This window comes from Pseudomonas floridensis (assembly GCF_002087235.1).
Taxonomy (GTDB): domain Bacteria; phylum Pseudomonadota; class Gammaproteobacteria; order Pseudomonadales; family Pseudomonadaceae; genus Aquipseudomonas; species Aquipseudomonas floridensis.
The window spans coordinates 1-23,175 of the sequence record NZ_MUIO01000103.1; the positions used below are offsets into that span (position 1 = coordinate 1).

A 23,175-nucleotide genomic window follows, 5' to 3' on the forward strand; every position below is an offset into this window, starting at 1 on the left:
CCCTCATCGCTCACGCGGTAAGGGGTTTTGTCTTTGTGGCGTTTATAAATCAAACGCTTGCTCAGCACTCCTCTTGTAAGCGTCCGGTGAAGTCAGGTTGATACAACCGGATTCGTGGCGCTCATTCCAACGGCAGTGGGCGATCTGTGATGACGTGTTTCATTACCAAGGTCGAGGTTAGCCGCTGTACATTTGGCAGCCTCGATAACTCCTCATCATAGAGCTTCTGAAACGCCGGAAGGTCTGCGGTTACGACCATTAGCAGGTAGTCCGGATCACCAAACAGTCGTTGAGCTTGGACGATGTAGGGAATGCTTGGTAAGGCTTTTTCGAAGTCTGCTACGGCCTGCTGATGCCCTTCTTGTAACGTCACGAACACCAGTGAAGAGAAATTGAGCCCTAGCTCGGGGGCAGAGAGGTGGGCGCGGTATCCCTTGATCACTCCAGCCTCTTCTAAAGCGCGAACTCGTCGATGGCAAGGGGACAAGCTCAGCCCCACGCGCTCGGCCAAGTCCGTGAGTGACTGGCGACCATCTCCTTGCAGCTCCGCAAGAATCTTCCTATCAATTCGATCCATTTCGTAAAACCTTCCACGGCCTTAGGGCTCTGCGAGTAACTACGCAAGATAATAACACCAGACTTTCTTTATCCTTCTATCTCAGTTTCTACCAGGGCCGAAGGTGCCGTACTGGTGATGAGCGAGAGGAAAATTGATCGTGAGCGCTTCTTTGATGATGGCCTTCTGGGCCGTTTCGTTTCTGTTTGTTATCACCCCAGGGGCTGATTGGGCTTACGCCATTTCAGCGGGTTTGCGAGGCCATACCGTGGTGCCTGCGGTATTGGGCATGCTCTCAAGCCATGTTCTCGCGACATTGATCGTAGCGGCGGGTGTGGGTGGCCTGCTGGTGAAAATCCCTTATGCGTTGTTGACGCTTACGCTGATGGGGGCTGCTTATCTCTTGTGGCTAGGCTTTAACATGCTGCTCAAACCCTCAGTTCCCGCTCAAGGGTACGCCGCAGATGATGGAGGCTGGATCACCTGGGCATTCAAGGGACTTTGTGTGAGCGGCCTGAACCCAAAAGTGCTGCTGCTGTTCCTGGCTTTGCTGCCTCAGTTTACTGATTCGTCTGCCGCTTGGCCGGTTGTAGTCCAGATCATTGCGCTAGGGCTCATCCATGCTTTCAGTTGCGGAGTCGTTTATCTGGCCGTGGGATATGGCGCCCGCGCAGTACTGACTTCTCGACCTGGGGCCGCGCTAAATGTAAGCCGCATCTCAGGGGCCGCAATGATTCTCATCGCTGTCGTCCTCGCGGCTGACCGGCTGACCGTTTAATGGAAGGTGAACCAATGTCTGAACAGACCACCGCCCCCTACGCTAGCCAAAATCGTGGGCGGGTAAGAATTCCTCATCTACACCAGATGAAAGCGCGGGGCCAAAAATGGGCCATGTTGACCGCTTATGACATGTACACCGCAGCCATATTTGAGGAGGCAGGAATTCCTGTGCTTCTGGTCGGCGATTCAGCCGGTAACAACGTCTTCGGCTATGACTCGACCTTGGCAGTAACCGCTGACGAAATGTTGCCCTTGGTCAGCGCGGTCTCGCGGGCTACCAAGCGCGCATTGATCATTGCAGATCTGCCTTTTGGTTCGTACCAGGGGTCACCTGAGCAATGCTTCCATACAGCCGTGCGCTTTATGAAAGAAGGTGGCGCGCACGCCGTTAAGCTCGAAGGTGGAATTGAGATGCTCCCCCAGGTCGAGAAGCTGGTGGCCGCAGGGATTCCAGTGATGGCCCATATTGGATTCACCCCGCAGGCAGAGCATCAACTGGGCGGTTACCGTATCCAGGGCAAGGGCTCAGACGCGCAAAGGTTGATTGATTTAGGGATGGCTTTTGAGCGCGCAGGAGCGTTTGGCCTGCTCATTGAGATGGTGCCAGGCGAGGTTGCAAGCCGAATCACCGAGGCAGTTGGCATTCCCACCGTTGGAATCGGGGCGGGGAACGGCTGTGACGCTCAAGTACTGGTATGGCAGGACATGGCAGGTCTGCGGCAAGGTCAGTTGCCTCGATTCGTCAAGCAATACGCTGATGTGCGAAAGGTGTTGAATGACGCTGCTCAAGCCTTTGCTAAGGATGTGGAGTCAGGATCATTCCCAGGATCTGAGCACACTTTTTGATGCGGCAGGAGAGTCCAATGAACGCGATACGCCAGAGGGCGATTGAAGGGCTTGAACAGGGCGACACATTCGAGATCAAGCGCACCTTCTCGGAGGCGGACATCGTTCAGTTCGAAGCACTATCGCATGATCACAACCCAGTCCACTCCGATGCCGGATACGCTGTAGCTAAAGGTTTTGACGGCACCATCGCTCAAGGACTCCTTACTGCGACTTTGATCACCGAGATTGGCGGGCACTTGGGTTGGCTGGCTACATCAATGAGCTTCAAGTTCAAGCGGCCTGTCTATGTTGGGGAGGAGTTGACCTGCGTATGGACAATTGTCCGGATTGATGACCGACATCGAGCGGAAGCCGAAGTCATCGTGAAGAACAGCACCGGCCAAGCTGTGCTGCTGGCTGAAACTACAGGGGTGATTCCTAGCGAGGCTGAAAGGGCGGTTCTCGCGGCAACCCCAGGCGATTAGGTTTGGCCCGATGCTGTGATCAACGTATCCCACCGAACTCTGGAATAGACAGTTCAGCATGCATTATCTATTGAAACTCATTATCCGGCCTGGAACTGAACTGGCTGACAGCTGCTTCCTGATCCTGGCTTTTATTGTGGGTGGTGGTACAGGAGCACTGTTGGCTCACAAAATATCGCTGGGAATCGGACTGCCTTTCGCGTTGTTCGCCACTCTAGTACTTCATCTGACGTGGCGGACACCAAATTGTAAGCTGTAGCCTGACTTACGTAACATAGGTCAGACCGGTACCCACTGATGCGGCAGCAATTGTCCGATCTCATTTGCCCGCTGCGTCGGTAGCCGCATCAGCACATCTTTGAGATAGGCATACGGATCATGCCCGTTCCTGCGTGCCGACTGGATCAAGCTCATGATCGCTGCCGCTCGTTTGCCACTGCGCAGAGATCCGGCGAACGACCAATTGGAGCGCCCAAGCGCCCACGGCCTGATCGTGTTTTCCACCGGATTGTTGTGGATGGGCACGGCACCATCATCTAGGTAGCGCGTCAGCGCTACCCAGCGTTTCAAGCTGTAGTCCAGAGCTTTGGCCGTAGCCGAGCCTTCTGGCACGAGTTCGCGTTGAGCTAGCATCCACTCATGCAACTTTCCTGCGATGGGAACCGCTATTTCCTGACGTAATCGTCTGCGCTCGTCATCGCGCATGTCTTTGGCTTGTCGCTCGATCTCGTACAGACCGCCGATTGAGTGCAGTGCCTGTTCGGCCAGTTGGCTTTTGTTTGCCACATGCAGTTCGAAGAACTTACGGCGTGCGTGGGCCATGCAGCCAATTTCGGTGATGCCTAGCTCGAAGCTGGCCTTGTAGCCCGCGAAGTCATCGCAGACCAGCTTGCCTTTCCACGTGCCAAGGAAGTTACGTGCATGTTCGCCAGCACGGCTGGGGCTGAAGTCGTAGACCACGGCTTTCAGTGCCGAGAACGGCATTGTGCAGTAAGCCCAGACATAGGCGCGGTGCGTTTTCTTCTCTCCCGGCGCCAACATCTGTACGGGAGTTTCATCAGCATGCACGACTCGCTGAGCCAACACCGCCTCGCGAAGGGCATCCGCCAACGGCTGGAGTTGTACGCCGGTTTGGCCCACCCACTGAGCCAGCGTTGAACGCGGGATCGCCAGGCCTGCTCGACCAAAGATCTTTTCCTGCCGGTACAGCGGCAGATGATCGGAGAACTTGGCCACCATTACATGAGCAAGCAGTCCAGCAGTAGGGATGCCCTTGTCGACGACTTGGGCGGGCACCGGTGCCTGGATCAGCGTTTCGCACTGGCGGCAGGCCCACTTCCCACGTACATGCTGCTCAACGGTGAACACGCCCGGTGTGTAATCCAGCTTCTCGCTGACGTCTTCGCCGATGCGCTGAAGCTGGCAGCCGCAAGCACACTGGGTGTTCTCTGGCTCGTGACGAATGACGGTGCGTGGGAACTGCGGCGGCAGCGGCGCACGCTTCGGCTTTTGGCGGGTTTCGTCCGACGCTGTGGCAGGACGAAGCGCGTCCAGTTCTGCCTCGATGGCCTCAATGTCGGTGTTGAGCATGTCATCCAGCAAGCTGCCTTGAGCCGGGCTGATCTGCTCGCTGCGCTTGGCGAACTTGTGGCGTTTGAGGATGGCGATTCGTGAGAGAGCTGTTCGATGATCGTCTCGTCACGATGGATCTTTCGGTCCATGGTGTCGACCTTCGATAGCAACTGCACAGCGAGTGCGCGCAGTTGGTCGGGTGTCATTTGGTCGAGATTGGGCGAGGAAGTCATGCCGTGGATTTTACCAAAGCAACTGATCCGCCACAGCTCAAAGGCAGGACTAAATCACTGTAATGACGCCGTTCACACCGACACGCTGCCAGGGTAAACCGAGCACCAGCGCTTGCAGTTGTTCAGCATCGAGTTCAACTTCCAGGCCGCGATGAGTACCAGGCCAGTGAAACTTGCCTTGGTTTAACCGGCGTGCAGCAAGCCAGATGCCTACGCCATCGTGCACCAGCACCTTCATCCGGTTGGCTCGGCGGTTGGCGAACAGATAAGCGCAGTGCGGCTTCGCCGCACCGAACACCGCCACCACGCGGGCCAGCGCAGTTTCGGTGCCAGCGCGCATGTCCATGGGCTCGGTGGCGAGCCAGATAGCATCGATGCGTATCATTGCGAGAGGCTGCGGATAAAACGTGCGCAGCCGTGCGGGTCGGAGATTGGCCAGTTCACAGTGAGTGTTTGATGCCCGGAGGAAATATCGATGCGGGCTACAGCCTGTCGAACCGGTATCGCTGCGGCCTCAAGCTTCAACGGTATAAATGCAGATAGGGTAGAAGCTTGTTGGTCGCGATAGAGGGAAATCCACTTTCGAACCAGATTGGTGTTGATGCCGTGTCGCAGGGCTATGCTGGCAATTGATACGTCAGGGTTCAGGCACTCCTGGACAACTTGGGCCTTGAAGGGTTTGGGATAAGAGGTGCGCTGGCGCATGTTGTTCCTTGAATTAAGGGCGACGGTGTCCACTTATTTTTAGGTGGACACCATCGCCCTTAATCTGGGGATTCTGAAGGTGTGTTTGGCAGACGCTTACCTCCTCTTTGCTCATCCATCCGGTCCACGCGGCATGGATCTATAACCCAGCCGTAAAACCTGAAACGCAGTTCAAAAAAAAGGCCGCATCCACATGCGGCCTTCTTGTCATAACATCTTTGGCTTAAGAAGCCAGCTCCGGAACTACCTTCTTCACGTCGTCACGGCGTTGAATGTATTTCCAGTCTGCTTCATCAATGTAGATGCCGTTAGGCCCGCTGCCGCCTTCCAGGTCGATGGCGACGTGAGCAGAGACCTGCGGCTTCACACTGGCCAGAATAGGCACAAAGCCCAGTTGCAGGCTGGTTTCCAGCAAGGCGGCCTGGTTCTTTTCGTCGATGTCTGCAGCTTCGTCCAGATAGTACGGCAGGCGTACCCGGCCGGCCTGGTCGCGATCCATCAAGTGCAGCAAGAGGTACATGTTGGTCAGTGCCTTGATGGTCATGGTCGTGCCGTTGGACGCCGCGCCGTCGATGTCGGTGTGGATAACCGGCTGGCCGTTGACCTTGGTGATCTCGAAAGCCAATTCGAACAGATCTTTCAATCCCAACTGGTTGTGGTTCGCGGCCACCAGGCGCGCCAGGTATTCCTTGGCCTCTTCGTTCTTGTTGTCCTGTTCAGCGCTCTGGCTGAGATCGAACACCGACAGCGTTTCGCCTTCCTCATACTGGCCCGCGCTGTGGATGATCTGGTCAATGTGTTTCAGCGCTTCCTTGTTGGGTGCAAGCACAATGCGGAAGCTCGCCAGGTTGGAGACCTGACGTTTGTTGATCTCGCGGTTGAAAAGGGCAAGCTGGTGCTCGAGGCTGTCGTAGTCGCTGCGAATATTGCGCAGCGTACGGGCAATGTCAGTCACTGCTGCGCGGCGTGCCTTGCCCAAGGTGAGGGCTTCGTCGGTGCGGTGCGCATAAGCATTGATTAACAGCTGCAGGCGACGCTCCATGTCGTCCTCGCTGTCGAACTTCGCCACGCCTTTCAGACGGACCTGGGCGTACAGCGCCTCAATCTGTCCATCGCTGCGCAGCAGGCCTTGCCAGCTGTCCTGGTAGTCGTTGAGCAATGGCAACAGATTGTCCATCGAGTCGTCGACCGGATCCATGAACGGTGTGCCAAATGGTAAATCGGCAGGCAGTAACTGCCGACGACGCAGTGCGTCATCCAGCGTGCGCTGCTTGGACTCCAGATCGCCGATCTGACGCGCCACCAGTTGCAGCTTGGCTGACAATTGCTGAACGCGTTCGGTGAAGGCGTCGCTGGAGCGTTTGAGTTCATCCTGCGCCGCTTCCATCTGCGCCAGTTCTTCGAGTTTGGACGACTCTTGCACACTCAACGTCTGACAGCGACGGAAATCTTCCAGAGCTTTCTGCGCGTCCAGCACTTGCTGGTACAGCGCTTCGGTCTGTGTCTTGCTCGCCGAGCGGTCCGCAGCCACAGCCTGTTGCGTTTTCAACTGCTTGAGTTCTTTTTCCAGACGCTCTTTCTGATCGCGCAATGCCGCTCGATCCGCCAGTGCCTGCAAGGCTGGAGGTTCGATGCTCGACAGGTTGATCGTCAAACCCGGAACGGAGAACTGCTCGCCCTTGAAACCGTCCAGAATCGTTTCCAGCGATTTAACCCACGCATCGCCATCGTCCAGCGCGATGCCTTGTTCACCCAGCGGCAAGCTGAACAGCGCACTGTTGAACAGGCGCATCAGACGCTCGACGTCTGGCTGTGAGAACTCTTCGCGCAGACGGGCGTAGCTGTTGTTGTCCGCGTGATCGAGTTGCTGCTTGACCGACTTGAGGCGTTTTTCCAGATCACGCAGGCGCTCTTCCAGATCCTCGGCGCTGAACTGCCGGGATTGAGCAATGGCGCCGGCCAGTTCGTCGTGAGCGTCCTTGGCGGCCAGCAACTGCTGCTCCAGCACTTTGACGTCATCGACCAGAGCAAAGCGGTTTTTCAGTACTGACAGCTCGCCTACCCAGCGCTGGATGCTGCTGATCTCGCGTTCCAGACGCATCAACTCCTGCGTACTGTTGCGCTGTTCGTTCTGCATTTCATCCTGTTGCGCCCGATAATGCTCGGCCTGGATAACCAGTTCTTCCTTGCGAGCGCCGGAATAGTCCGACCAGGTGCCCAGCAGGGAATCCAGGATCGGTGACAGACGATGCAGTTTGCCGCGCAACACGTCGCGTTGTTTGACGCCTGCGGCCAGAGCCTCCACCAGCGGGCCGGCCAGTACCAGCGAGTTGTAATCCTGCTCCATGCGTCGCACGTCGCGGAATGCTTCTTCACATGCGGCGATGTAGTCGACGCTACCGGAGCGCAGGCTGTGCTCGAAGGCATCGAGGAACAACTGCTTGAGTTTGGCGGCCGTGATTTCGCGCATGTGCAGCAAGTTGATGAACAATGCCCGGAACGTTTTCAGGCTTTGTTCGCTGGTCGAACGCAGTGGAATCAGCGTCAGGTCCAGTGGAATCGACGTGTGGCCGCCCACCAGCAGGCGGCGCAGTTCGTCCGGTTTCAATTCATAGGCTTTGAGGCCCTTGCTTTCCAGATTGCTGAACAGCTCTTTCTGGCGCAGGCAGGTGTCGTTCTTCTGATAATGGCCCAGGTCCAGCTCACCGGCATAGGCGAAGAACTGGTGCCCGAAGCCGCCGCCCGGTCCGCGACCGACCACACCGATTACGTGCGGTCCGTGAGGCAAAGCGACTTCCACCAAAATGTAACTGGTGTCCGACGCGAAGTAGAACCGCCGGGACTGCTCCAGGCTGTACTTGCCGAAGCTCATGTCCGACATGCGGGCCAGGATCGGGAATTGAAGCGCGTTGATCGAAGCACTCTTGCCCAGGTTGTTCGCGCCGTACACCGACAGCGGGTTCTCCAGCGGGAACAGGCCCAGGCTGTAGCCTGCGGTATTCAGCAGGGCAAAACGGCGAATGCCGAAGCGTTCCTGACTCATGCGTCCAACTCCTGTTCATCGGCAATGGCGCGGGCCAATGCCTCTTCTTCGGTTTCTTCGCTGAATTCAGCGAGGTCCAGCGGATCATCGGTTTCCAGCAGCTTTTCATCGCTGTCGTCATCGATGAGCACCGGCGTCGGCAAGGGCAGGGCGCTGTGCAGGCTGGCGGCCAGATCGCGGTCCTGCTGGACCGACAGGCACACATCGAGGAATCGGTGCATCGGCGGCAGAAAACGATAGATGCCCACTTCTTCGCTGGCGAAACCGAGCTGGGTCATGCGCCGCATGATTTTTTCTTCCAGCTCTTCCTGGGTCTGAACCTCGGCCTGCAGGAACAGATCGCGGTACTTTTCCAGCATCGAAGGCAATTCATCACGACCCAGACTGCCGCCATCCAGCACAGCCATCGGATCGCGGCCTTGATCGGCCAGGTGCTCGACGAGGATGAAGGTGAACAGGGCCAGACGCTGTGCGGTCTTGTTGACTTGCGCGGCGGCAAGGTCCGGCACGAAGTAATAGAAACCTCGTGTGTCGCACACCAGTTCGAACCCCAGGGCCTTGAACAGCGCACGGTACTGGTCCTGGAAGTTGGAGAGTTGGGCGTACAGCTCCGGATCGCGGCGACTGACGTGATAGCCCTTGAACAGCTCGCGAAAGATCGGGGCGAGCTGGGACATTTCGGATAGATCAAGATGCATGAACAGTGCTCTCGGAATTCTCTGGCTGCTTGTCTTCGGCGGCAAGCAGGGCAAAGGAGCGCAGGCTGACGCGGTGCTCCCGTGTGTAGTAGTCGCGGCGCTCCAGGCGTTCGCGGAAGAAGCGTTTGTCACGCGAAAGGCGCGAGAACCAGTACAGCAATTCTTCGGTTTCTCCGTTTGGCTCCTGCTCGAGCAGCCAGCTCATCAGGTCCGGCATTGGCAACGCGTCCTGGCAGCGCTCGAGCATTTCCTTGACGGTGCGAGGTGCGCGTGGAGGCTCGCCCTTGCGCGTGCCGCTGGCCTTGGGAAAACGCGCCGGTTTGGGTTCGAAGCGCGCCAGAGCGTAAACGTATGCCTCTACCTGGCTCGCGCTGCCCAGAAAGGTGCTTTGCGGACGGGTGAACATTGGCATCGCAGCCTGCGGTACGGCGTCGAGCCCTTTGCGTCGGATCGCCGACAAGGCCAGCGCTGCGCCTCGGGTCACCGCGTTGTGTCGACGTGCTTCTTCGCGCAGCGGCAGCAGCAGTTCGCGGGCATGACGCAGGGTCAGTTGCGCGCTGGTCTGCATTTCCAGAATGCGCGCGTGGGTACGCAGCAACATGTCGTCGTCAACCAGATGACCAAGACGCTGCTGTTCGGTCAGCAGCCGCAGCAGGACGTTCTCGACTTTGCGCACGCCCTGTTCGAACGCTCCGTCTGCGTTGACCAGTTGAATCATCGGCTCGACGTATTCGTCCCAGGTCGCCAGTACTTCCGCGTAGCGTTGCCGCAGCGGGATCTGACGGTCGCTGGTCTTGGCCCGATCGGCCACGGCCACCAGCGCCTGCTCGTCGTTGGCCAGCTTCTTGAGCACGTCGCGGACCCGCATGTCGAGCAACCGCAGTTGGCGGGCCAGGTCATTGGCATCGCGAATCTCAAAGGCGTCCTGGATGTATCCGGCCAGACGCTCCAGGTGGCGCAGGTAGGCCTCGATTTCCAGGCACAGACCCAATCGGTGTTCGCGGCGCAGATACGACAGAAAGTCATGGATCTGTGCATTGAGTTCGAAACGGTTCGGGCTTTTGGCGACAGGCACCAGAATGTCCAGACGAATCCACACGTCCAACAGATTGGTGATGTCTTGCGGGGTGCTGTCCTGTTGTTGAGCGGCAAGCTGCAGTCGCAGTTCGCTCAGGCTCAAGGTGCCCTGGTCGAAGTGTTCGCACAAAGGCTCCAGAAGTGCCCAGTGCTCGGCAAGGGCGCGCAGGACGCGCTTGGGTTCGATCATGGAGAGGCCGACTGTTGGCTAAGGAAAGGCGGCGATTGTACTGCATCAGCCGCTCAAGATTTCACCCGCACGCGATATGCTGCAGCATCAAAAGGCGAACAACGCTAGAATTGCGCGCCTAACTTATCCACAGGTGGCTGACCCTTGCTCAATGAGTCCCGTCGCCGCGCCTATTTGACTGCCATGCAGGTGGTCAACTGGCTGCCGCGTACCGAACTGCCGTTCGCTGCACCCTCCCGCCCGGAACTGCTCGCGCCGTTGCCGCCGCCGGTCGAGGTGCTAAAGGTCACGCCGGCGGCTTCGTCGCCTGCGCCGGCAGTGGCGGACGATGAGGTGCCGATGCAGCGAGCTTCGGAGCGTACGTCGGAACGGCCGAAAATCGAAGTGCCCCGGCCGTCGCTGGCCAGCACCCGTACGGTTGCCGTTGTCGAGGAGGCAGAGCCCGCCGCGCCCAAGGCTGTGGTCGTGCCACCGCCGCGTTTCGCCTTGCAGTTGTTGCGGGCCGGGCGTTGCCTGCTGCTGGTCGAGTTGTCTACCGGCCAGCCATTCCAGAGTCGTGACCCTTCCTACCTGTTGCTCAAGGACATGCTGCGTGCCGCTGGTTTGCCCGACAGCCCGCAAATTATCGGCGAGCCGGTTCGCTGGCCGTTGCTGGTTCGTGGCCAGATGGATCAAGGCCCGGAAGCGGCGCGTGACTTCGTGCAGGGGTTTGTGGGCGCCAGGCTTGAGGACGAGCCGTGCACCTGTCTCTGGCTGGTAGGCCTGCCTTCCATCAAGTTTGCGGGCGAGGCGGATGCTGAATCTTATAACCGTGAGCTTGAGGTTGACGGTCTGGGCACTGCCTGGGCGCTGCCGGGGCTGGAATTATTGATGGACGAGCCTGAGCGCAAGGCCGATGTCTGGAAAGCCATGCGTCGGCTGATGACGCGCTGGAAATCGACTGATGAGTGATGCAATAAGCTTTCGGCCAATGACCGAAGCCGATCTGGATGCGGTGCTGAAAATCGAGTACGCAGCCTTCAGCCATCCCTGGACGCGGGGCATCTTTCTCGATGGCCTCAAGTCGTATGAAATCTGGCTGATGTTCGAAGGCGCTCAGCAGGTGGGGCACGGCGTGATACAGGTCATCATCGATGAGGCGCATCTGCTCAACATCACGGTAAAGCCTGAAAGTCAGGGCCGTGGCCTGGGACTGCGGCTGCTGGATCACCTGATGAAGCGTGCCTATCAGCTCAATGCCCGCGAGTGTTTCCTGGAGCTGCGTGACAGCAATCGACCGGCCTATCGTCTGTATGAAAACTACGGTTTCAACGAGATAGGCCGGCGGCGTGATTACTACCCGGCTGTGGGCGGTCGCGAAGACGCCGTGGTCATGGCGTGCACGCTGCTGGAGTAAGACTCAGCGCCCGGCTTTGCCATCCAGCGGGTCGATGATTGCCATCTCTTCTTCATCCAGTCCGTCGCCGCCACCGATGTCGTCTTCATCGACTACGGTCAGGTCCAGATCGGCAGGGCTGTCTTCACCGCGTTCGTTGGCCGAGCGCGCGCCATCTTCATGAATCAGGGTTTCCGGCGACAGATCATCGTCGGTGGGCTGATGGTCGTCAGTGGAGGCTCCGGTCAACCCGGCTTCGCGCACGCGTTCATCAGGAATTTCATGTTCCAGTTCGTCTTCGGGCATAAGATCGCCGATACGGACGGTTTCTTCTTCTTCGAAGTGCAGTTCTTCCATCGAGCCCATGCGGTCTTCATTGTCGTCGATGGGTTCCGGTTGCGTGGCATCGAACGGACGGCGTGAATCGTTCATGACGAATCCTCTTTGCAGGTGGTCTTGTTAGGTGGACCGGTCGCAACTTTGAAGATTCCTTTTTGTTTGCAGACGGGGCATTGGCGATGGCGTGCCAGCAACGAGTGGTAAAGAGACGTGACTCTGCGGATCGCAGGCCAGTCCAAGGCTGAGCATCATAAACGAGGCATCAAAGCATGAACGATCTACAAGACCTGATTGATAACAATGCACGTTGGGCCGAGGCGATTAAACAGGAGGACCCTGACTTCTTCGCCAAGCTGGCTCGCCAGCAGACCCCGGAATTTCTTTGGATCGGTTGCTCGGATGCGCGCGTTCCCGCTAACGAGATCGTCGGCATGTTGCCCGGTGATCTTTTCGTGCACCGCAACGTGGCCAACGTTGTGTTGCACACCGACCTGAACTGCCTGTCCGTGATTCAGTACGCAGTGGATGTGCTGAAGGTCAAACACATTCTGGTGACCGGACACTACGGCTGCGGCGGTGTGCGCGCGTCCATGCAGGATCGTCAGTTCGGCCTGATCGATGGCTGGTTGCGGACCATTCGTGACCTGTACTACGAAAATCGCCATGTACTGGCCGAGCTGCCTACCGAAGAGGAGCGTGTGGACCGTATGTGCGAGCTGAACGTGATTCAGCAGGTGGCCAACGTTGCGCACACCAGTATCGTGCAGAACGCCTGGCATCGCGGTCAGATCCTGTCGGTGCATGGTTGCATCTATGGCATCAAGGATGGTCGCTGGAAAAGTCTGGACACCACCATCACCGGTTTCGAGCAGTTGCCGCCGCAATACCGTCTGCGTCCGCAGGACTGATCGATCCTCAAGATCGGGCGGTGAACGCGTTTACGCGGTCACCGCCTCGCCTCACAGCACGAACCGCTGCACCATCACGTTCAAGTCAGTCGCCAGCATCGACAGCGCATTGCTGGCGACGGTGGTCTGCTGTGCGCCGGAAGCGGTCTGCGAAGACAGGTCTCGAATGCTGCTGAGGTTGCGGTCTACTTCACCCGCCACTTGCGCCTGCTGTTCGGCTGCGCTGGCGATCAGCAGGTTGCGGTCGTTGATGGTGCCGGTCGAACTGATGATCACGTTCAATGCCTCGCCGGTTGCCGCGGCCTGTTCAAGGGTCATGCTGGCCTGCGAAGCGGTGTGGCGCAGTGAAATGGCGGTTTGCTGGGTGCTGTGCTGCACGCCGCTGATCAAACCTTCGATTTCCGCGGTCGAGGCGCTGGTGCGTTGCGCCAGTGAGCGAACCTCGTCGGCTACCACGGCAAACCCGCGCCCGGCCTCACCGGCACGTGCCGCTTCGATGGCTGCGTTGAGTGCCAGCAGGTTGGTCTGGTTGGCGATGGCGCGGATCACATCCAGAATGCTGCTGATGCTTTGGGTGCGCTCGGCCAGCCCTTCGGCCTGATACGAGGAGTCGAGTACGTTTTCGGTCAGTTCCTTGATCGAACTGATGGTGGCGGACAGCTTGACCTGACCTTGCGCCGCAGCCTGGGTGGAAGCCTCGGATTCACTCACCGTGTTGCTGGCATTGTCCGCCACTTCGACGGCGGCCTGGCTCATCTGGTTGACGGCCACTGCGGCTTGCTCGATTTCGTTGTTCTGCAATTGCAGATTCTGTGCGCTGGCTTCGGCGATGGTGCCCATTTCCTGTACCGACTGCGACAGTTGGGTCGCCGCTGCGCAGATCTGGTCGATGGTGCCATGCAGATTGGTGCGCATGCGCCCCAGCGTGGTCAGCAGTTGCGCGGTTTCGTCCTTGCCTTCCGGAATTTCATGGCGTGTCAGATCGCCGTCAGCAATGGTGCTGGCGATGTGCAGCGCGTGACGAACCGGGCGGATGATGCTGACGCTCAGGCGCCAGGCGAGCAGCAGGGTCAGCGCCAACGCGACGGCAATGGCGCTCAGGGCGATGATGCGCGTTTGTTCGTAGCTGGCGCTGGCGGCATCGACCGCAGTGGCGGCGCTTTGCTTGTTGAGCTCGCGCAGCAGTTGCACCTGCATGTCCATCAGGTCGCCCTGCATCGCCAGCACGGTGTTGGCCAGCACGCGCGCCTCGTCCAGTCTGTTCTGTTCGATCAGTGCCATCTGGTCTTGAAGACCTGGCATGAACGCCTTGTAGGCGTCCTGCAAGGCAATGATCGAGTCATGCTCGGTGCCGGCCGTGACACGGGCCAGATACTCGGCGAAGCCTTTTTCGACTTCGTTCCTGAGCTGCTCGACATTGATCTTGCTGTTGATCACGGCACCCGGATCATCGGCGTTGGCGATCAAACGGGTGGTTTCGCTGCGCAGTTTCACCAGGCCGATGGCGATGGCGTCGGCCACCGCGATACTGGGCAAGGCACCACTTTCCACGGCTTCACCCTGACGACGGATGTCCTGCATTTGCAGCAGGCAGAACGCGCCCAGGGCAACCATCAGCAGCGACGTGATGCCGAAGCAGATCACCAGGCGTGGCGCGATCCTGAAGCGGCGCAATACCGTGACCCCGGACTTTCGACGCAAGAAACGAGGCAGGAATGTTTTCACAGCAGATGACCTCTTTGAGCGGACCCTTTCGGAGAGCCGTTTATAGGGCAACTGTGTGATGTCTTTATGACATGTCGATGGGGTGTCGCACTCCTGTAAGAAACAGTGCGCGTCAGGCGCCGATTTCTTCCATCAGTTCGTCAAGGCAACGCTTGAGTCGCTGGTGCCTGACGGTCGCCAGATCAGATCCGGTGCGCGTCTGAAACCCCTCCGCCAGGTGCAGCAGTTTGGTTTGAAAGTGATCGACCGCGAAGTTCTTGTCGTCGTAGGGCCGCTGCGTGGCCTGCGGGTCTGCCGGGTCGTAGAGAAAGCGGCCCATGCGCCCGGAAACGTAGAACACCCGGGCGACGCCGACCATGCCCAGTGCGTCGAGACGATCGGCGTCCTGCAGAATTCTGGCTTCCAGCGTCAGCGGCGTGACTTGCGCCGAAAAGCTATGAGCCTCAATGGCGTGGGCGACTGACGTGATGCTTTCTTCATCCCAGCCCATGTCCGTCAACAGTTCGCTTGCCCGGGCCGCCGCCAGCCGTGATGCGCTGGCGCGAAACGGTGAGTCCTTTTCGACGGCCACGCAGTCATGCAGCAATGTCGCCGCTATCAGCACGCGGGCATCGCCGCCCTCATGGTCGCGGATGGCGCAGACATTCTTCCACACACGCAGCAGGTGCGAGACGTCGTGTGAGCCGTCGACCTTTTCGGCGTGGGTATGCGGAATCAGCAGGCTAGCCAGGTCTTCAAACGGGGCAAAACGTTCGGCAATCATCGAAAACTCCAGGTGCGTATGCACGGGCAGAAGCATTGCAGAAAACGCGATGCTTACGCTACCGGGCCACGATGTCGCTGATCGGCCCTGCCAGAAGCCGCGCGCCGTTGGCATTCAGGTGATTGAAATCCTTGTAGTAGGAATTCATGTCGCCGATCAGGCATTGCCGGTCCCCGCAGAATGGCTCGTCCAGCGTGATCAACTGAATTCTGTTCAATTGACGGTCACGTTCGAACGCTTCGCGGGTAAAGCGTTGCAGCGCGGCATGTTTGTCCACCGGCACCGACAGCTCACTGACCAGCCGCAACTTATACGCTTGGCTGTCCGAGCGGTCGCGGGCCAGACGGTAATAGAGGTTTCTGGGGTTGATCATTTGTTGCGGCGCCTGCGCCACGATGAAGACGTCGCTGCCGATGTCGCGATACGCCTGAATGGTCCTCGCCAGCCCCTGCTCGAAGACCTTGCGCGAATGCTCTCTGGAACGTTCCTGATTGGGGCCCGTGACCAGAAAGTATTTGCTCATTGTGTCTTCACCATAATTGCCGTCGGTGTACAGGGTCCAGCGGGCGATCAGCACCACTTTCCGGATCTTGCGCTTCTTCACGTATTCGAACTCGCGACTGGCCAGCGCTTCGCAGACACCGAGGTCGTAATTACCGTGGGCGACGTCCACGCCCAGCAGTGGAAGGCAGCCACCCAGACCGATATGGACCAGTGTTTCACCTTGTTCGCGTGCCGCCTGGTCGAAGGTCGACAGCAGCGCTTCGGCGTGGCTGTCACCGAACATGGCGATGTCTGGAACAGCGTTTTCATCGGCCAGGCCGAACAGGCAGAAGTCTATATTCCAGCCTTTGCCGTCGTAATTGCGGTCACAGTTGTCGCGCACCTGCGGGTCGGCGAATTCTTCGTAGAACGCCGGATCTACGTTGAAGCGCTGGGTAAAGCCGTTGTTCAGATAGCCGACCAGCCCCAGCACGATGAACAGCGCCGAGGCACTGCCGCCGAAGGTAAATATCTGCCGGCGATTGAACGCGCCGGTCTTGCGGAAGGCCTGCTCGATGAAGCGCCAGCTCAGCCACGCCAGAACCAGCGACAGTCCCGCCAGGCACAGCATGACCGGCAGGCCGGGCTCGACCAGGCTGCCCTGACGCGCGAACGCGAACAGCGGTTGATGCCACAGGTAGGCGCTGTAACTGATCATGCCGATGAACACGAAACCGCGTGAACTCAATACCCTTCCAACCCAGGTATGGCCGTTGGCGAAAACAATGATCAGGGCCGCGCCCAGTGTCGGCACCAGCGCGTTGAGGCCGGGGAAGGGTGTGCCGCTGTCGAAACCTGTTACCGCATAGCCGATCAGCAACGCACCGAGCAGCGCGCCGGCTTGATTGAGATGGCCTGCGGCATCGGCATTGCGCGGACGCCAGGAAAAGTAGAAGGCGATGAATGACCCGATCAACAGTTCCCAGGCGCGTGCGTGCAACAGATAGAACGTGCTGGTCGCATCATGGCGGGCACCCATGTGCGAAAGCGCCAGGCTCGCCAGCGCGCCGATCGCCAGCAATGCCACCAGCCATCTGCGGCCCAGTCCCCAGGCCAGCATGAGAAACAGCGGAAAGAACAGGTAATACTGCTCTTCGACCGCCAGAGTCCAAGTGTGCAGCAAGGGTTTGAGTTCGGCGGTCGCATCGAAGTAACCGCTCTCCAGCCAGAACAGCACGTTGGACGAAAACGTCGGCACCGCCACCAGGCTCTTGGCGAAGTATTTGAAATCGGGCGGATCGAGCGTCAGCCAGGCCACTGGCAGGCACACGGTCATGACCACGAACAAGGCCGGCAGAATCCTGCGCGCCCGCCGCTCGTAGAAATTGAGCAGCGAAAACCGGCCGGCCAGCATTTCTGCCAGGATGATCGAGGTAATCAGGTAGCCGGAGATCACGAAGAAGATATCGACGCCGACGAATCCGCCTGGAAACAGCTGAAGACCGGCGTGGAACAGAATCACGGGGATGACGGCGACGGCGCGCAGGCCATCGATTTCCGGGCGATAGCCGAGCGCCGGGTTATGAGAAATACCCATTTGGAATGTGCTCTTGAAAGGTGGCTGGCAAAAAAGGTGGCTGGCCAAGCGCGTTCGTCGCGGGCTGCCATAGCTACCGCCAACGCGAGGCGCAGGTAATCGGAAGTGAGTGTGTGGCCGGGAAATGGCTGAACGGGGTCAGCGCGACAACGCTTATTTATTAGTCCAGCGGTGCGCGGCTGTCCAGTGGACGCGGTGAGTCGCGGGACGTATTGCCTTCGACTTTCCCTGAAACGGGAAAAGCCCTTTATAATCCATGGTTTTTACCCGATGCGAGATCCCCTGTGAGCTTACCGCCCTGCCCGAAATGCAATTCCGAGTACACCTACGAAGACGGCGCTCAGCTGATCTGCCCGGAATGCGCCTATGAGTGGTCCGCTGAAGGTGACAGCGCCGAGAGCTCCGATGACGTCAGGGTCATCAAGGATTCCACCGGAAATGTGTTGCAGGATGGCGACACCATCACCGTCATCAAGGACCTGAAGGTCAAAGGTTCTTCGCTGGTGGTCAAGGTCGGCACCAAGGTCAAGAACATCCGTCTGGTCGATGGCGACCACGACATTGATTGCAAGATCGATGGCATCGGAGCCATGAAGCTGAAGTCCGAGTTCGTCAGAAAGGTTTGATTCGACGCGCCACGCGCTTTAGCCTGAACGCCTCGTCGGTCTGTGGATCGGCGGGGCGTTTTTGGTTTTTGCCTCGTCGGTTTTCATCCGTTTTCATCACAGGGTTTGCTCATGTCGAACGCTCCCGCACCCTATCTCCAGCCCGATGAATGCGTCGTGCTGTTCGACGGCGTGTGCAAGTTGTGCAACGGCGTGGTGAAGTTTCTGATTCGTCACGATCCCCATGGGCGCCTGCGACTGGCTGCCGTGCAATCCAGAGAAGGTCAGGCGCTGCTGGAATGGGCCGGTCTGCCGCTGGATGAGTTTCACACCATAGCCGTGATCCAGAACGGGCGAGTCTGGCTGCGTTCCGACGGCTTTCTGCACATCATGCGTCTGTTGCCCGCACCCTGGCCGTTGTTGAGCGTGCTTCGCGTATTTCCACGGTTTTTGCGTGACTGGGCCTACAACCGCATCGCGCTGAATCGGTATCGCCTGTTTGGCCGTTACGACCGGTGCCTGTTGCCATCGCCCGATCACGAAAAGCGCTTTCTGGGCGCGTCGTCAGCCGAACACCCCTGACCGGCGGTCACTTGCAAGGGGTGTGCTTCATGGATGTGTTGTGATCCACCTCATCGGGCCGTAGAATTCCACTCATTCGGCTGTATCCCCCATATCGACAATAATCCACTTCGCACGCTGCGCTCGTCTTCATCGTTGAGCGGGGCGTTTTCGCGTTGATTTTTTCGTTGCGGGGCGAGCCTGAGCTTTCTGTACAGGTGCCATGCGTGTTGCATATGTGTGGCGGTAGGCCTTTGGGTCGCAACACACTTCGAGCGTTGTATATTTTTGATGACTACACCTGCGAATGCACACACCGGTAGCTGGCTGGGCGTACTCGCGCTGGCGCTGGCGGCGTTTATCTTCAATACCACCGAGTTCGTGCCGATCGGCCTGCTGAGCAACATCGGCAAGAGCTTCGATATGACCACCGCGCAAGTCGGTCTGATGCTGACCATCTATGCCTGGGTGGTGTCGCTGATGTCGCTGCCGATGATGCTGATGACGCGCAATGTCGAGCGACGCAAATTGCTGATGGTGGTGTTCGCGGTGTTCGTCGCCAGCCACATCGTGTCCGCCATGGCCACAAGCTTTGCCGTGTTGTTGATCAGTCGGGTCGGCATCGCGTTCGCGCACGCCGTGTTCTGGTCGGTCACCGCTTCGCTGGCCGTGCGTATCGCGCCGCCGGGCAAGCAGGTACAGGCGCTCGGACTGCTGGCAACCGGTACGTCGCTGGCGATGGTCTTGGGTATTCCGTTGGGACGAGTGCTGGGTGAAGCACTGGGCTGGCGCACCACCTTTCTGGGCATCGCAGGCGTTGCCGCACTGGTCGTGTTCTTGCTGACCCGTTCGTTGCCCCTTTTGCCAAGCCAGAACTCCGGCTCGCTGAGAAGCCTGCCGATGCTGTTCAAGCGTCCCAAGCTGATGGCGGTCTACTTGCTGACCGTGCTTGTGGTCACGGCCCACTTCACGGCCTACAGCTACATCGAACCGTTCACTGACACCGTCGCGCACCTCAGCGGCGAGGTCACGACCATTCTGCTGCTGGTCTTCGGTGGCGCGGGGGTCATGGGATCGATCGTGTTCAGTCTGTTCAGCGATCGCTTCCCCAATGGCCTGTTGATCACGGCAATCGGCACCATCGCGCTTTGCCTGCTGATGCTGCTGCCGTTGTCGGGCGATGCAGTGACGCTGGGTACACTGACCGTGGTGTGGGGCATGGCGATCATGAGTTTCGGATTGCTGTTGCAGGCTCGCGTGCTGTCGCTGGCACCGGATGCCACGGACGTGGCGATGGCGCTGTTCTCGGGGATCTTCAACATCGGGATTGGCGGCGGGGCGCTGCTCGGCAGTGTGGTGAGCAGTCAGATGGGTGTGTCGAACGTCGGGATTGTCGGCGGCCTGCTGGCTTTGGGCGGGTTGGGGCTGTGCTGCTTTACCACGTACCACTTCGGCAAGACCGCGAATGATGCCGGGCTGCCGAGCGAAAGCAAGGTCTGATCGTGTTGTCTGCTCGCTGACCGGGGTCGCCGGTCAGCGAGTCTGTTCAGGTCAGGCCTTGAGTCTGCCCAACCATTCCAGCGACGTTCTCCAGATACAGATCCCCAGAAAATATGCCGACATCGCCAGCCACAGGCCCATGACGACCGGGCCGTTATGTGGGTGGTTGATGATCAGCAGTGCGCTGGACAGCAACCAGACCGTGGTGACGGCAATATTGATCGGCATGAAGCGACGTACCCGGAACGGATGCAGGAACTTCATGCGGGTCAGGGTCAGCAGCGCCAGAGCAATAATGGTGATGAAGGTCAGCCAAGGGCTCGGCGACAGGATGTAGAGGCACAGTGCGACAACGTTCCAGGCTGCGGGAAAGCCCTGGAAGTAATTGTCCTTGCTCTTCATGTCCACGTTGCAGAAGCAGAACAGCGACGACACCAGAATCACCGACACACTCAGCAGCAGGGTGTAATCGGGAACCGGTATGTAGCGGTAGATGAACAATGCCGGGATGAAGACGTAGGTCAGGTAGTCGATGACCAGGTCCAGAACCGAACCATCGAAGTGCGGCAGAACGGAGGTTGTGTTGACCTTGCGGGCCAGCGAACCGTCCACCCCATCCACGATCAGGGCGGCACCCAGCCAGAGCAGACAGGCTTTGGGTTCATTGTTGAACAAGGCAATCGTCGCCAGGAACGCAAGGACCACGCCGGTGGCGGTAAAGCCGTGCGCGCCCCAGGCGTTGATTCTGGCTATGCGTTGATTGGTTATCACGGGGCGCTCTCCAGGAAATAATGCTTGTCAGGGTTTGCCGTAAACCTGACCGGTAGCAACTATCGACCCGGCAATCGGCGATAAGGTTCAGCGGTGACTATCGCTCGTTTCCCTGTCGTTTTCCAGAAAACGGCGATCCATACCTGACCGCTCGTCTCTGTATTCATCGGGTTCGACGAAGCAGGTAGGCGGTGCGCCGTTAGCGTTGAGCTGGTTGATCAGCGTTGGCTGGCCCTTGTCGTTAAACAGCACCTGGCCCACACCCGCCGAATTCCACAGCCGTTCACCCGCTTTACTATGCTCCGGCGTACGCGGGATGACCTTCATCAGACGTCGCTTGGTGAACCAGTTCAGCGGTGAACGCGGTGAGTATAACCATCGATTCAACCGATCAAAAGTGTCAAGAAGACGTCGGGGGAATTCATTCTTGATACCACTGCTGGTGATCTGCCAGATCCGCGGTCCGCCGCTGCGGTGACGGATCAGGATTTCGTAGACGAATGAGTAGTGCACATCGCCTGACAGGATCACGTAATTGCCTGGCGTTCGCGAGTGGCGAAAAATGTTGAGAATGACCTGAGCGGCCCCGCGATGGGCCATCCAGTTTTCCGCATCCACCAGCAGCGGGTAGCCGCACCAGCTGAAAATTCGCTGGATGGCCTCGATCAGCTTGACCCCGAAAATCGGCGCGGGTGACACGATGATCGCTGATTTGTGATCGAGCAGTTCCTGCTGCAGTTCGCTGAGCGCTTCCCAATCCATCAGCCCTGAAGGGTGGTTGAAATCAGACTCGCTGCGCCAGCGGCGGGTGCGGGTATCCAGCACGACCAGCGCAGGGTGGGTCGGCAGCACGTAATGCCATTGCTGAAACTTCAATAAATCATCGATCAGCGCATCCTGCGTCGTGCTGTCCAGTTGATTGTCTCGTTCGACCGCTGCATCGCTCAGCGCACGGGCCTTGCCGAGCAGTTCGTTCAGTGCATCCGGATTATTGCCCCAACCCTGACACAGCAGGTAGGCGACCAGTGCGTTGCCGATGATGCGTTTCGAGAACGGGTGGCTGTAGGCAGTCTCTTCCCAGTTGGCGGACAGGTTCCAGTCGTCCGTGATGTCGTGGTCGTCGAACATCATCATGCAGGGCAGGTGAGCCATGGCTCGGGCCACGCCGCCCAGGCCTGCACGGAAATCGTCGATCACCTTCTGCTCGCGGGCATAGCGCTCGCTTTCCTCAGCGTCGAGGTGCGTGGGCATGTCTGTTTCGACCAGCGCCCAGGGCACCGGCGACCAGACCAGGAGGTACATCGCCATGACTTCTGCCAATGTCACCAGATGATTGTCCGCCGTGGCGCTGGTGAACACCGGCTTGCTGGTGCCGCCGAAGAAACGCTCGCGCAATGTGTCGTTGCTTTTCAGGGCGGGCAGCAGGTCGGCGCGCTGGTAGTAGCTGGCCGGGTGGTCATACAGGCTCTGGCTGTCATTGACCACTGCGCCTTCCAGTTTCTCGTCGAACAGCTCCAGCCGGTCGATCAGTGCATGAATCACACGCAGCATCGGCCCGGCGACGTCGTCGGAGTAAACCTGATCGCCACTCATCATCAGCAAGGCCGGTCGCTGCAGCGGGTCGGTAGTGTCAGCCAGCAGCCGGTCAACGCACAGCAAACCGTCGGCCGAGCCGTGATGTGGCTTGCGACACGAGCCATGGAGCATATGGTCGATCTTGCTGCGCACCACGAAATCGGGATGGCTGGCACCGTCGTAAAGCAAGTGAGGCGCCCAGTCGGCGATGCCGGTCTGCTCGTCGTCGATCCGCAGGTCGTAATCGATCAGGCAGTCTTTGGGCAGTTCGGCATCCAGTTGCACGTCGATCAGATGGATGAAGGCCTGACGGCCGATCGCGATGACCTGACACTGCTCGTGGTTCAGTGGGATGTCTGTAAATGAGGGACTGCCTGCGTCGGCAGCGGGCCGCAGCCGCAAGGTCAGACCCAGAGGACGCGAGCCCACCAGCCACAGTACCAGGCGATTGGCTTCCTGGCGGCGCAGCAGCGGACCGGCGAGGACGGAGGGTAATGAGGCGTGCTGTGCGGCGGGCGAGGGGGGCATCCGGGGTTTGGGCTCTGGCTGAACATGACGGGAAATAGTAACGCAGCAGGGGTGGAAAGTTCCGGTTACACATTCCCGGTGTGGCCGTCAGCATGTTTCAGGACGTTGCGTAACCGGCCTTTGCAGCCAGAATCCTGCCGTCCTCCCGTCGGCAAATTCGCCTCTACTCGTAAAAACTGTCCTTCATGAACTCCAGCAGAATCCTCGCGTGCCGATAGGAATCCTTACAGAGCGCTTCATTCGACGCAGCGCGCGTCAGCGATGGGGCTCCACCCTGC

General features: G+C 58.8%; 21 protein-coding genes and 2 pseudogenes. 9 read left to right on the plus strand and 14 right to left on the minus strand.

The features are described 5' to 3' along the window. Positions 1–121: 121 nt before the first annotated feature. A complete protein-coding gene (locus tag BZK31_RS23235) occupies positions 122–577 on the minus strand; it encodes an Lrp/AsnC family transcriptional regulator (RefSeq protein WP_040266815.1) in 456 nt (151 codons plus the stop codon). Positions 578–710: 133 nt separating this feature from the next. Here BZK31_RS23235 and BZK31_RS23240 point away from each other — a divergent pair, with 133 nt between their 5' ends. Genes BZK31_RS23240 through BZK31_RS23250 form a run of 3 tightly spaced genes read left to right on the plus strand, consistent with a single transcriptional unit; the run spans position 711 to position 2,649 of the window. After that, entirely contained in the window at positions 711–1,334 is a 624-nt protein-coding gene (locus BZK31_RS23240) for a LysE family translocator (protein ID WP_415639503.1), read from the plus strand. 14 nt (positions 1,335–1,348) lie between these two features. Further along, entirely contained in the window at positions 1,349–2,182 is an 834-nt protein-coding gene (gene panB / locus BZK31_RS23245) for a 3-methyl-2-oxobutanoate hydroxymethyltransferase (protein ID WP_040266819.1), read from the plus strand. A gap of 17 nt (positions 2,183–2,199) precedes the next feature. Beyond that, on the plus strand, positions 2,200–2,649 hold the full coding sequence (locus BZK31_RS23250) for a MaoC family dehydratase (RefSeq protein WP_040266821.1): 450 nt from the start codon (positions 2,200–2,202) through the stop codon (positions 2,647–2,649). 279 nt (positions 2,650–2,928) lie between these two features. Here BZK31_RS23250 and tnpC read toward each other — a convergent pair. The 6 genes and pseudogenes from tnpC to mksB all read right to left on the minus strand — a co-directional run bounded on the left by tnpC (position 2,929) and on the right by mksB (position 10,167). Beyond that, positions 2,929–4,454 (minus strand): annotated as a pseudogene (gene tnpC, locus BZK31_RS23255) (IS66 family transposase). A 49-nt stretch (positions 4,455–4,503) separates the two neighbouring features. Next, a complete protein-coding gene (gene tnpB / locus BZK31_RS30165) occupies positions 4,504–4,839 on the minus strand; it encodes an IS66 family insertion sequence element accessory protein TnpB (RefSeq protein WP_157900781.1) in 336 nt (111 codons plus the stop codon). After that, positions 4,836–5,159, minus strand: coding sequence for an IS66-like element accessory protein TnpA (gene tnpA / locus BZK31_RS23265; RefSeq protein WP_083185645.1), 324 nt, complete (start codon positions 5,157–5,159; stop codon positions 4,836–4,838). Before tnpA ends, tnpB begins: the two co-directional genes overlap by 4 nt. Positions 5,160–5,382: 223 nt before the next feature. Then, positions 5,383–8,202, minus strand: a complete 2,820-nt coding sequence (gene mksF, locus BZK31_RS23270; RefSeq protein WP_083185646.1) for an Mks condensin complex protein MksF — start codon at positions 8,200–8,202, stop codon at positions 5,383–5,385. Continuing rightward, a complete protein-coding gene (mksE, locus tag BZK31_RS23275; RefSeq protein ID WP_004879893.1) occupies positions 8,199–8,900 on the minus strand; it encodes an Mks condensin complex protein MksE in 702 nt (233 codons plus the stop codon). Before mksE ends, mksF begins: the two co-directional genes overlap by 4 nt. Next, positions 8,890–10,167 (minus strand): Mks condensin complex protein MksB, encoded by a 1,278-nt coding sequence (gene mksB / locus BZK31_RS23280; RefSeq protein WP_083185647.1) that lies wholly within the window; start codon positions 10,165–10,167, stop codon positions 8,890–8,892. The genes mksE and mksB overlap by 11 nt, the downstream gene beginning before the upstream one ends. Positions 10,168–10,311: 144 nt before the next feature. Between mksB and BZK31_RS23285 the strand changes: the two genes are divergently transcribed. Further along, entirely contained in the window at positions 10,312–11,118 is an 807-nt protein-coding gene (locus BZK31_RS23285) for an energy transducer TonB (RefSeq protein ID WP_083185648.1), read from the plus strand. Beyond that, the gene (gene rimI / locus BZK31_RS23290) at positions 11,111–11,563 is read left to right on the plus strand and encodes a ribosomal protein S18-alanine N-acetyltransferase (protein WP_083185649.1); all 453 of its coding nucleotides are present in this window, start codon (positions 11,111–11,113) and stop codon (positions 11,561–11,563) included. The genes BZK31_RS23285 and rimI overlap by 8 nt, the downstream gene beginning before the upstream one ends. Before the next feature lie 3 nt (positions 11,564–11,566). Here the strand turns inward: rimI and BZK31_RS23295 are convergent, their stop codons facing one another. After that, positions 11,567–11,974, minus strand: a complete 408-nt coding sequence (locus BZK31_RS23295) for a serine kinase/phosphatase (protein ID WP_083185650.1) — start codon at positions 11,972–11,974, stop codon at positions 11,567–11,569. 176 nt (positions 11,975–12,150) lie between these two features. Here BZK31_RS23295 and can point away from each other — a divergent pair, with 176 nt between their 5' ends. Next, positions 12,151–12,789, plus strand: a complete 639-nt coding sequence (gene can / locus BZK31_RS23300) for a carbonate dehydratase (RefSeq protein ID WP_083185651.1) — start codon at positions 12,151–12,153, stop codon at positions 12,787–12,789. A 51-nt stretch (positions 12,790–12,840) separates the two neighbouring features. On the opposite strand, the gene BZK31_RS30660 is transcribed toward can, so the two are convergent. The 4 genes and pseudogenes from BZK31_RS30660 to BZK31_RS23315 form a co-directional block, all read right to left on the minus strand. Then, positions 12,841–13,704, minus strand: a complete 864-nt coding sequence (locus BZK31_RS30660) for a methyl-accepting chemotaxis protein (protein WP_415639533.1) — start codon at positions 13,702–13,704, stop codon at positions 12,841–12,843. Next, positions 13,699–14,514, minus strand: a pseudogene (locus BZK31_RS30665) (MCP four helix bundle domain-containing protein); the annotation flags it as partial. The pseudogene BZK31_RS30665 and the gene BZK31_RS30660, both read right to left, overlap by 6 nt. Before the next feature lie 112 nt (positions 14,515–14,626). After that, entirely contained in the window at positions 14,627–15,277 is a 651-nt protein-coding gene (locus BZK31_RS23310) for an HD domain-containing protein (protein WP_083185653.1), read from the minus strand. Between the two features lie 58 nt (positions 15,278–15,335). Then, positions 15,336–17,357: an acyltransferase family protein gene (locus BZK31_RS23315; protein ID WP_083185654.1), complete on the minus strand. Its 2,022-nt coding sequence runs from the start codon at positions 17,355–17,357 to the stop codon at positions 15,336–15,338. 284 nt (positions 17,358–17,641) lie between these two features. Here BZK31_RS23315 and BZK31_RS23320 point away from each other — a divergent pair, with 284 nt between their 5' ends. The 3 genes from BZK31_RS23320 to BZK31_RS23330 all read left to right on the plus strand — a co-directional run bounded on the left by BZK31_RS23320 (position 17,642) and on the right by BZK31_RS23330 (position 20,023). Further along, positions 17,642–17,983, plus strand: a complete 342-nt coding sequence (locus tag BZK31_RS23320; RefSeq protein WP_083185655.1) for a zinc ribbon domain-containing protein YjdM — start codon at positions 17,642–17,644, stop codon at positions 17,981–17,983. Positions 17,984–18,094: 111 nt separating this feature from the next. After that, positions 18,095–18,544 (plus strand): thiol-disulfide oxidoreductase DCC family protein, encoded by a 450-nt coding sequence (locus tag BZK31_RS23325; protein WP_083185656.1) that lies wholly within the window; start codon positions 18,095–18,097, stop codon positions 18,542–18,544. 270 nt (positions 18,545–18,814) lie between these two features. Continuing rightward, positions 18,815–20,023: a sugar transporter gene (locus tag BZK31_RS23330; RefSeq protein WP_415639504.1), complete on the plus strand. Its 1,209-nt coding sequence runs from the start codon at positions 18,815–18,817 to the stop codon at positions 20,021–20,023. A gap of 51 nt (positions 20,024–20,074) precedes the next feature. Here the strand turns inward: BZK31_RS23330 and pcsA are convergent, their stop codons facing one another. Both pcsA and BZK31_RS23340 read right to left on the minus strand, forming a co-directional pair. Further along, positions 20,075–20,794 carry a phosphatidylcholine synthase gene (gene pcsA, locus BZK31_RS23335; protein ID WP_083185658.1) on the minus strand — a complete coding sequence of 240 codons (720 nt, stop codon included), beginning with the start codon at positions 20,792–20,794 and terminating at the stop codon, positions 20,075–20,077. Positions 20,795–20,881: 87 nt separating this feature from the next. Continuing rightward, positions 20,882–22,897, minus strand: a complete 2,016-nt coding sequence (locus tag BZK31_RS23340; protein ID WP_083185659.1) for an alkaline phosphatase D family protein — start codon at positions 22,895–22,897, stop codon at positions 20,882–20,884. Positions 22,898–23,175: the final 278 nt, after the last annotated feature.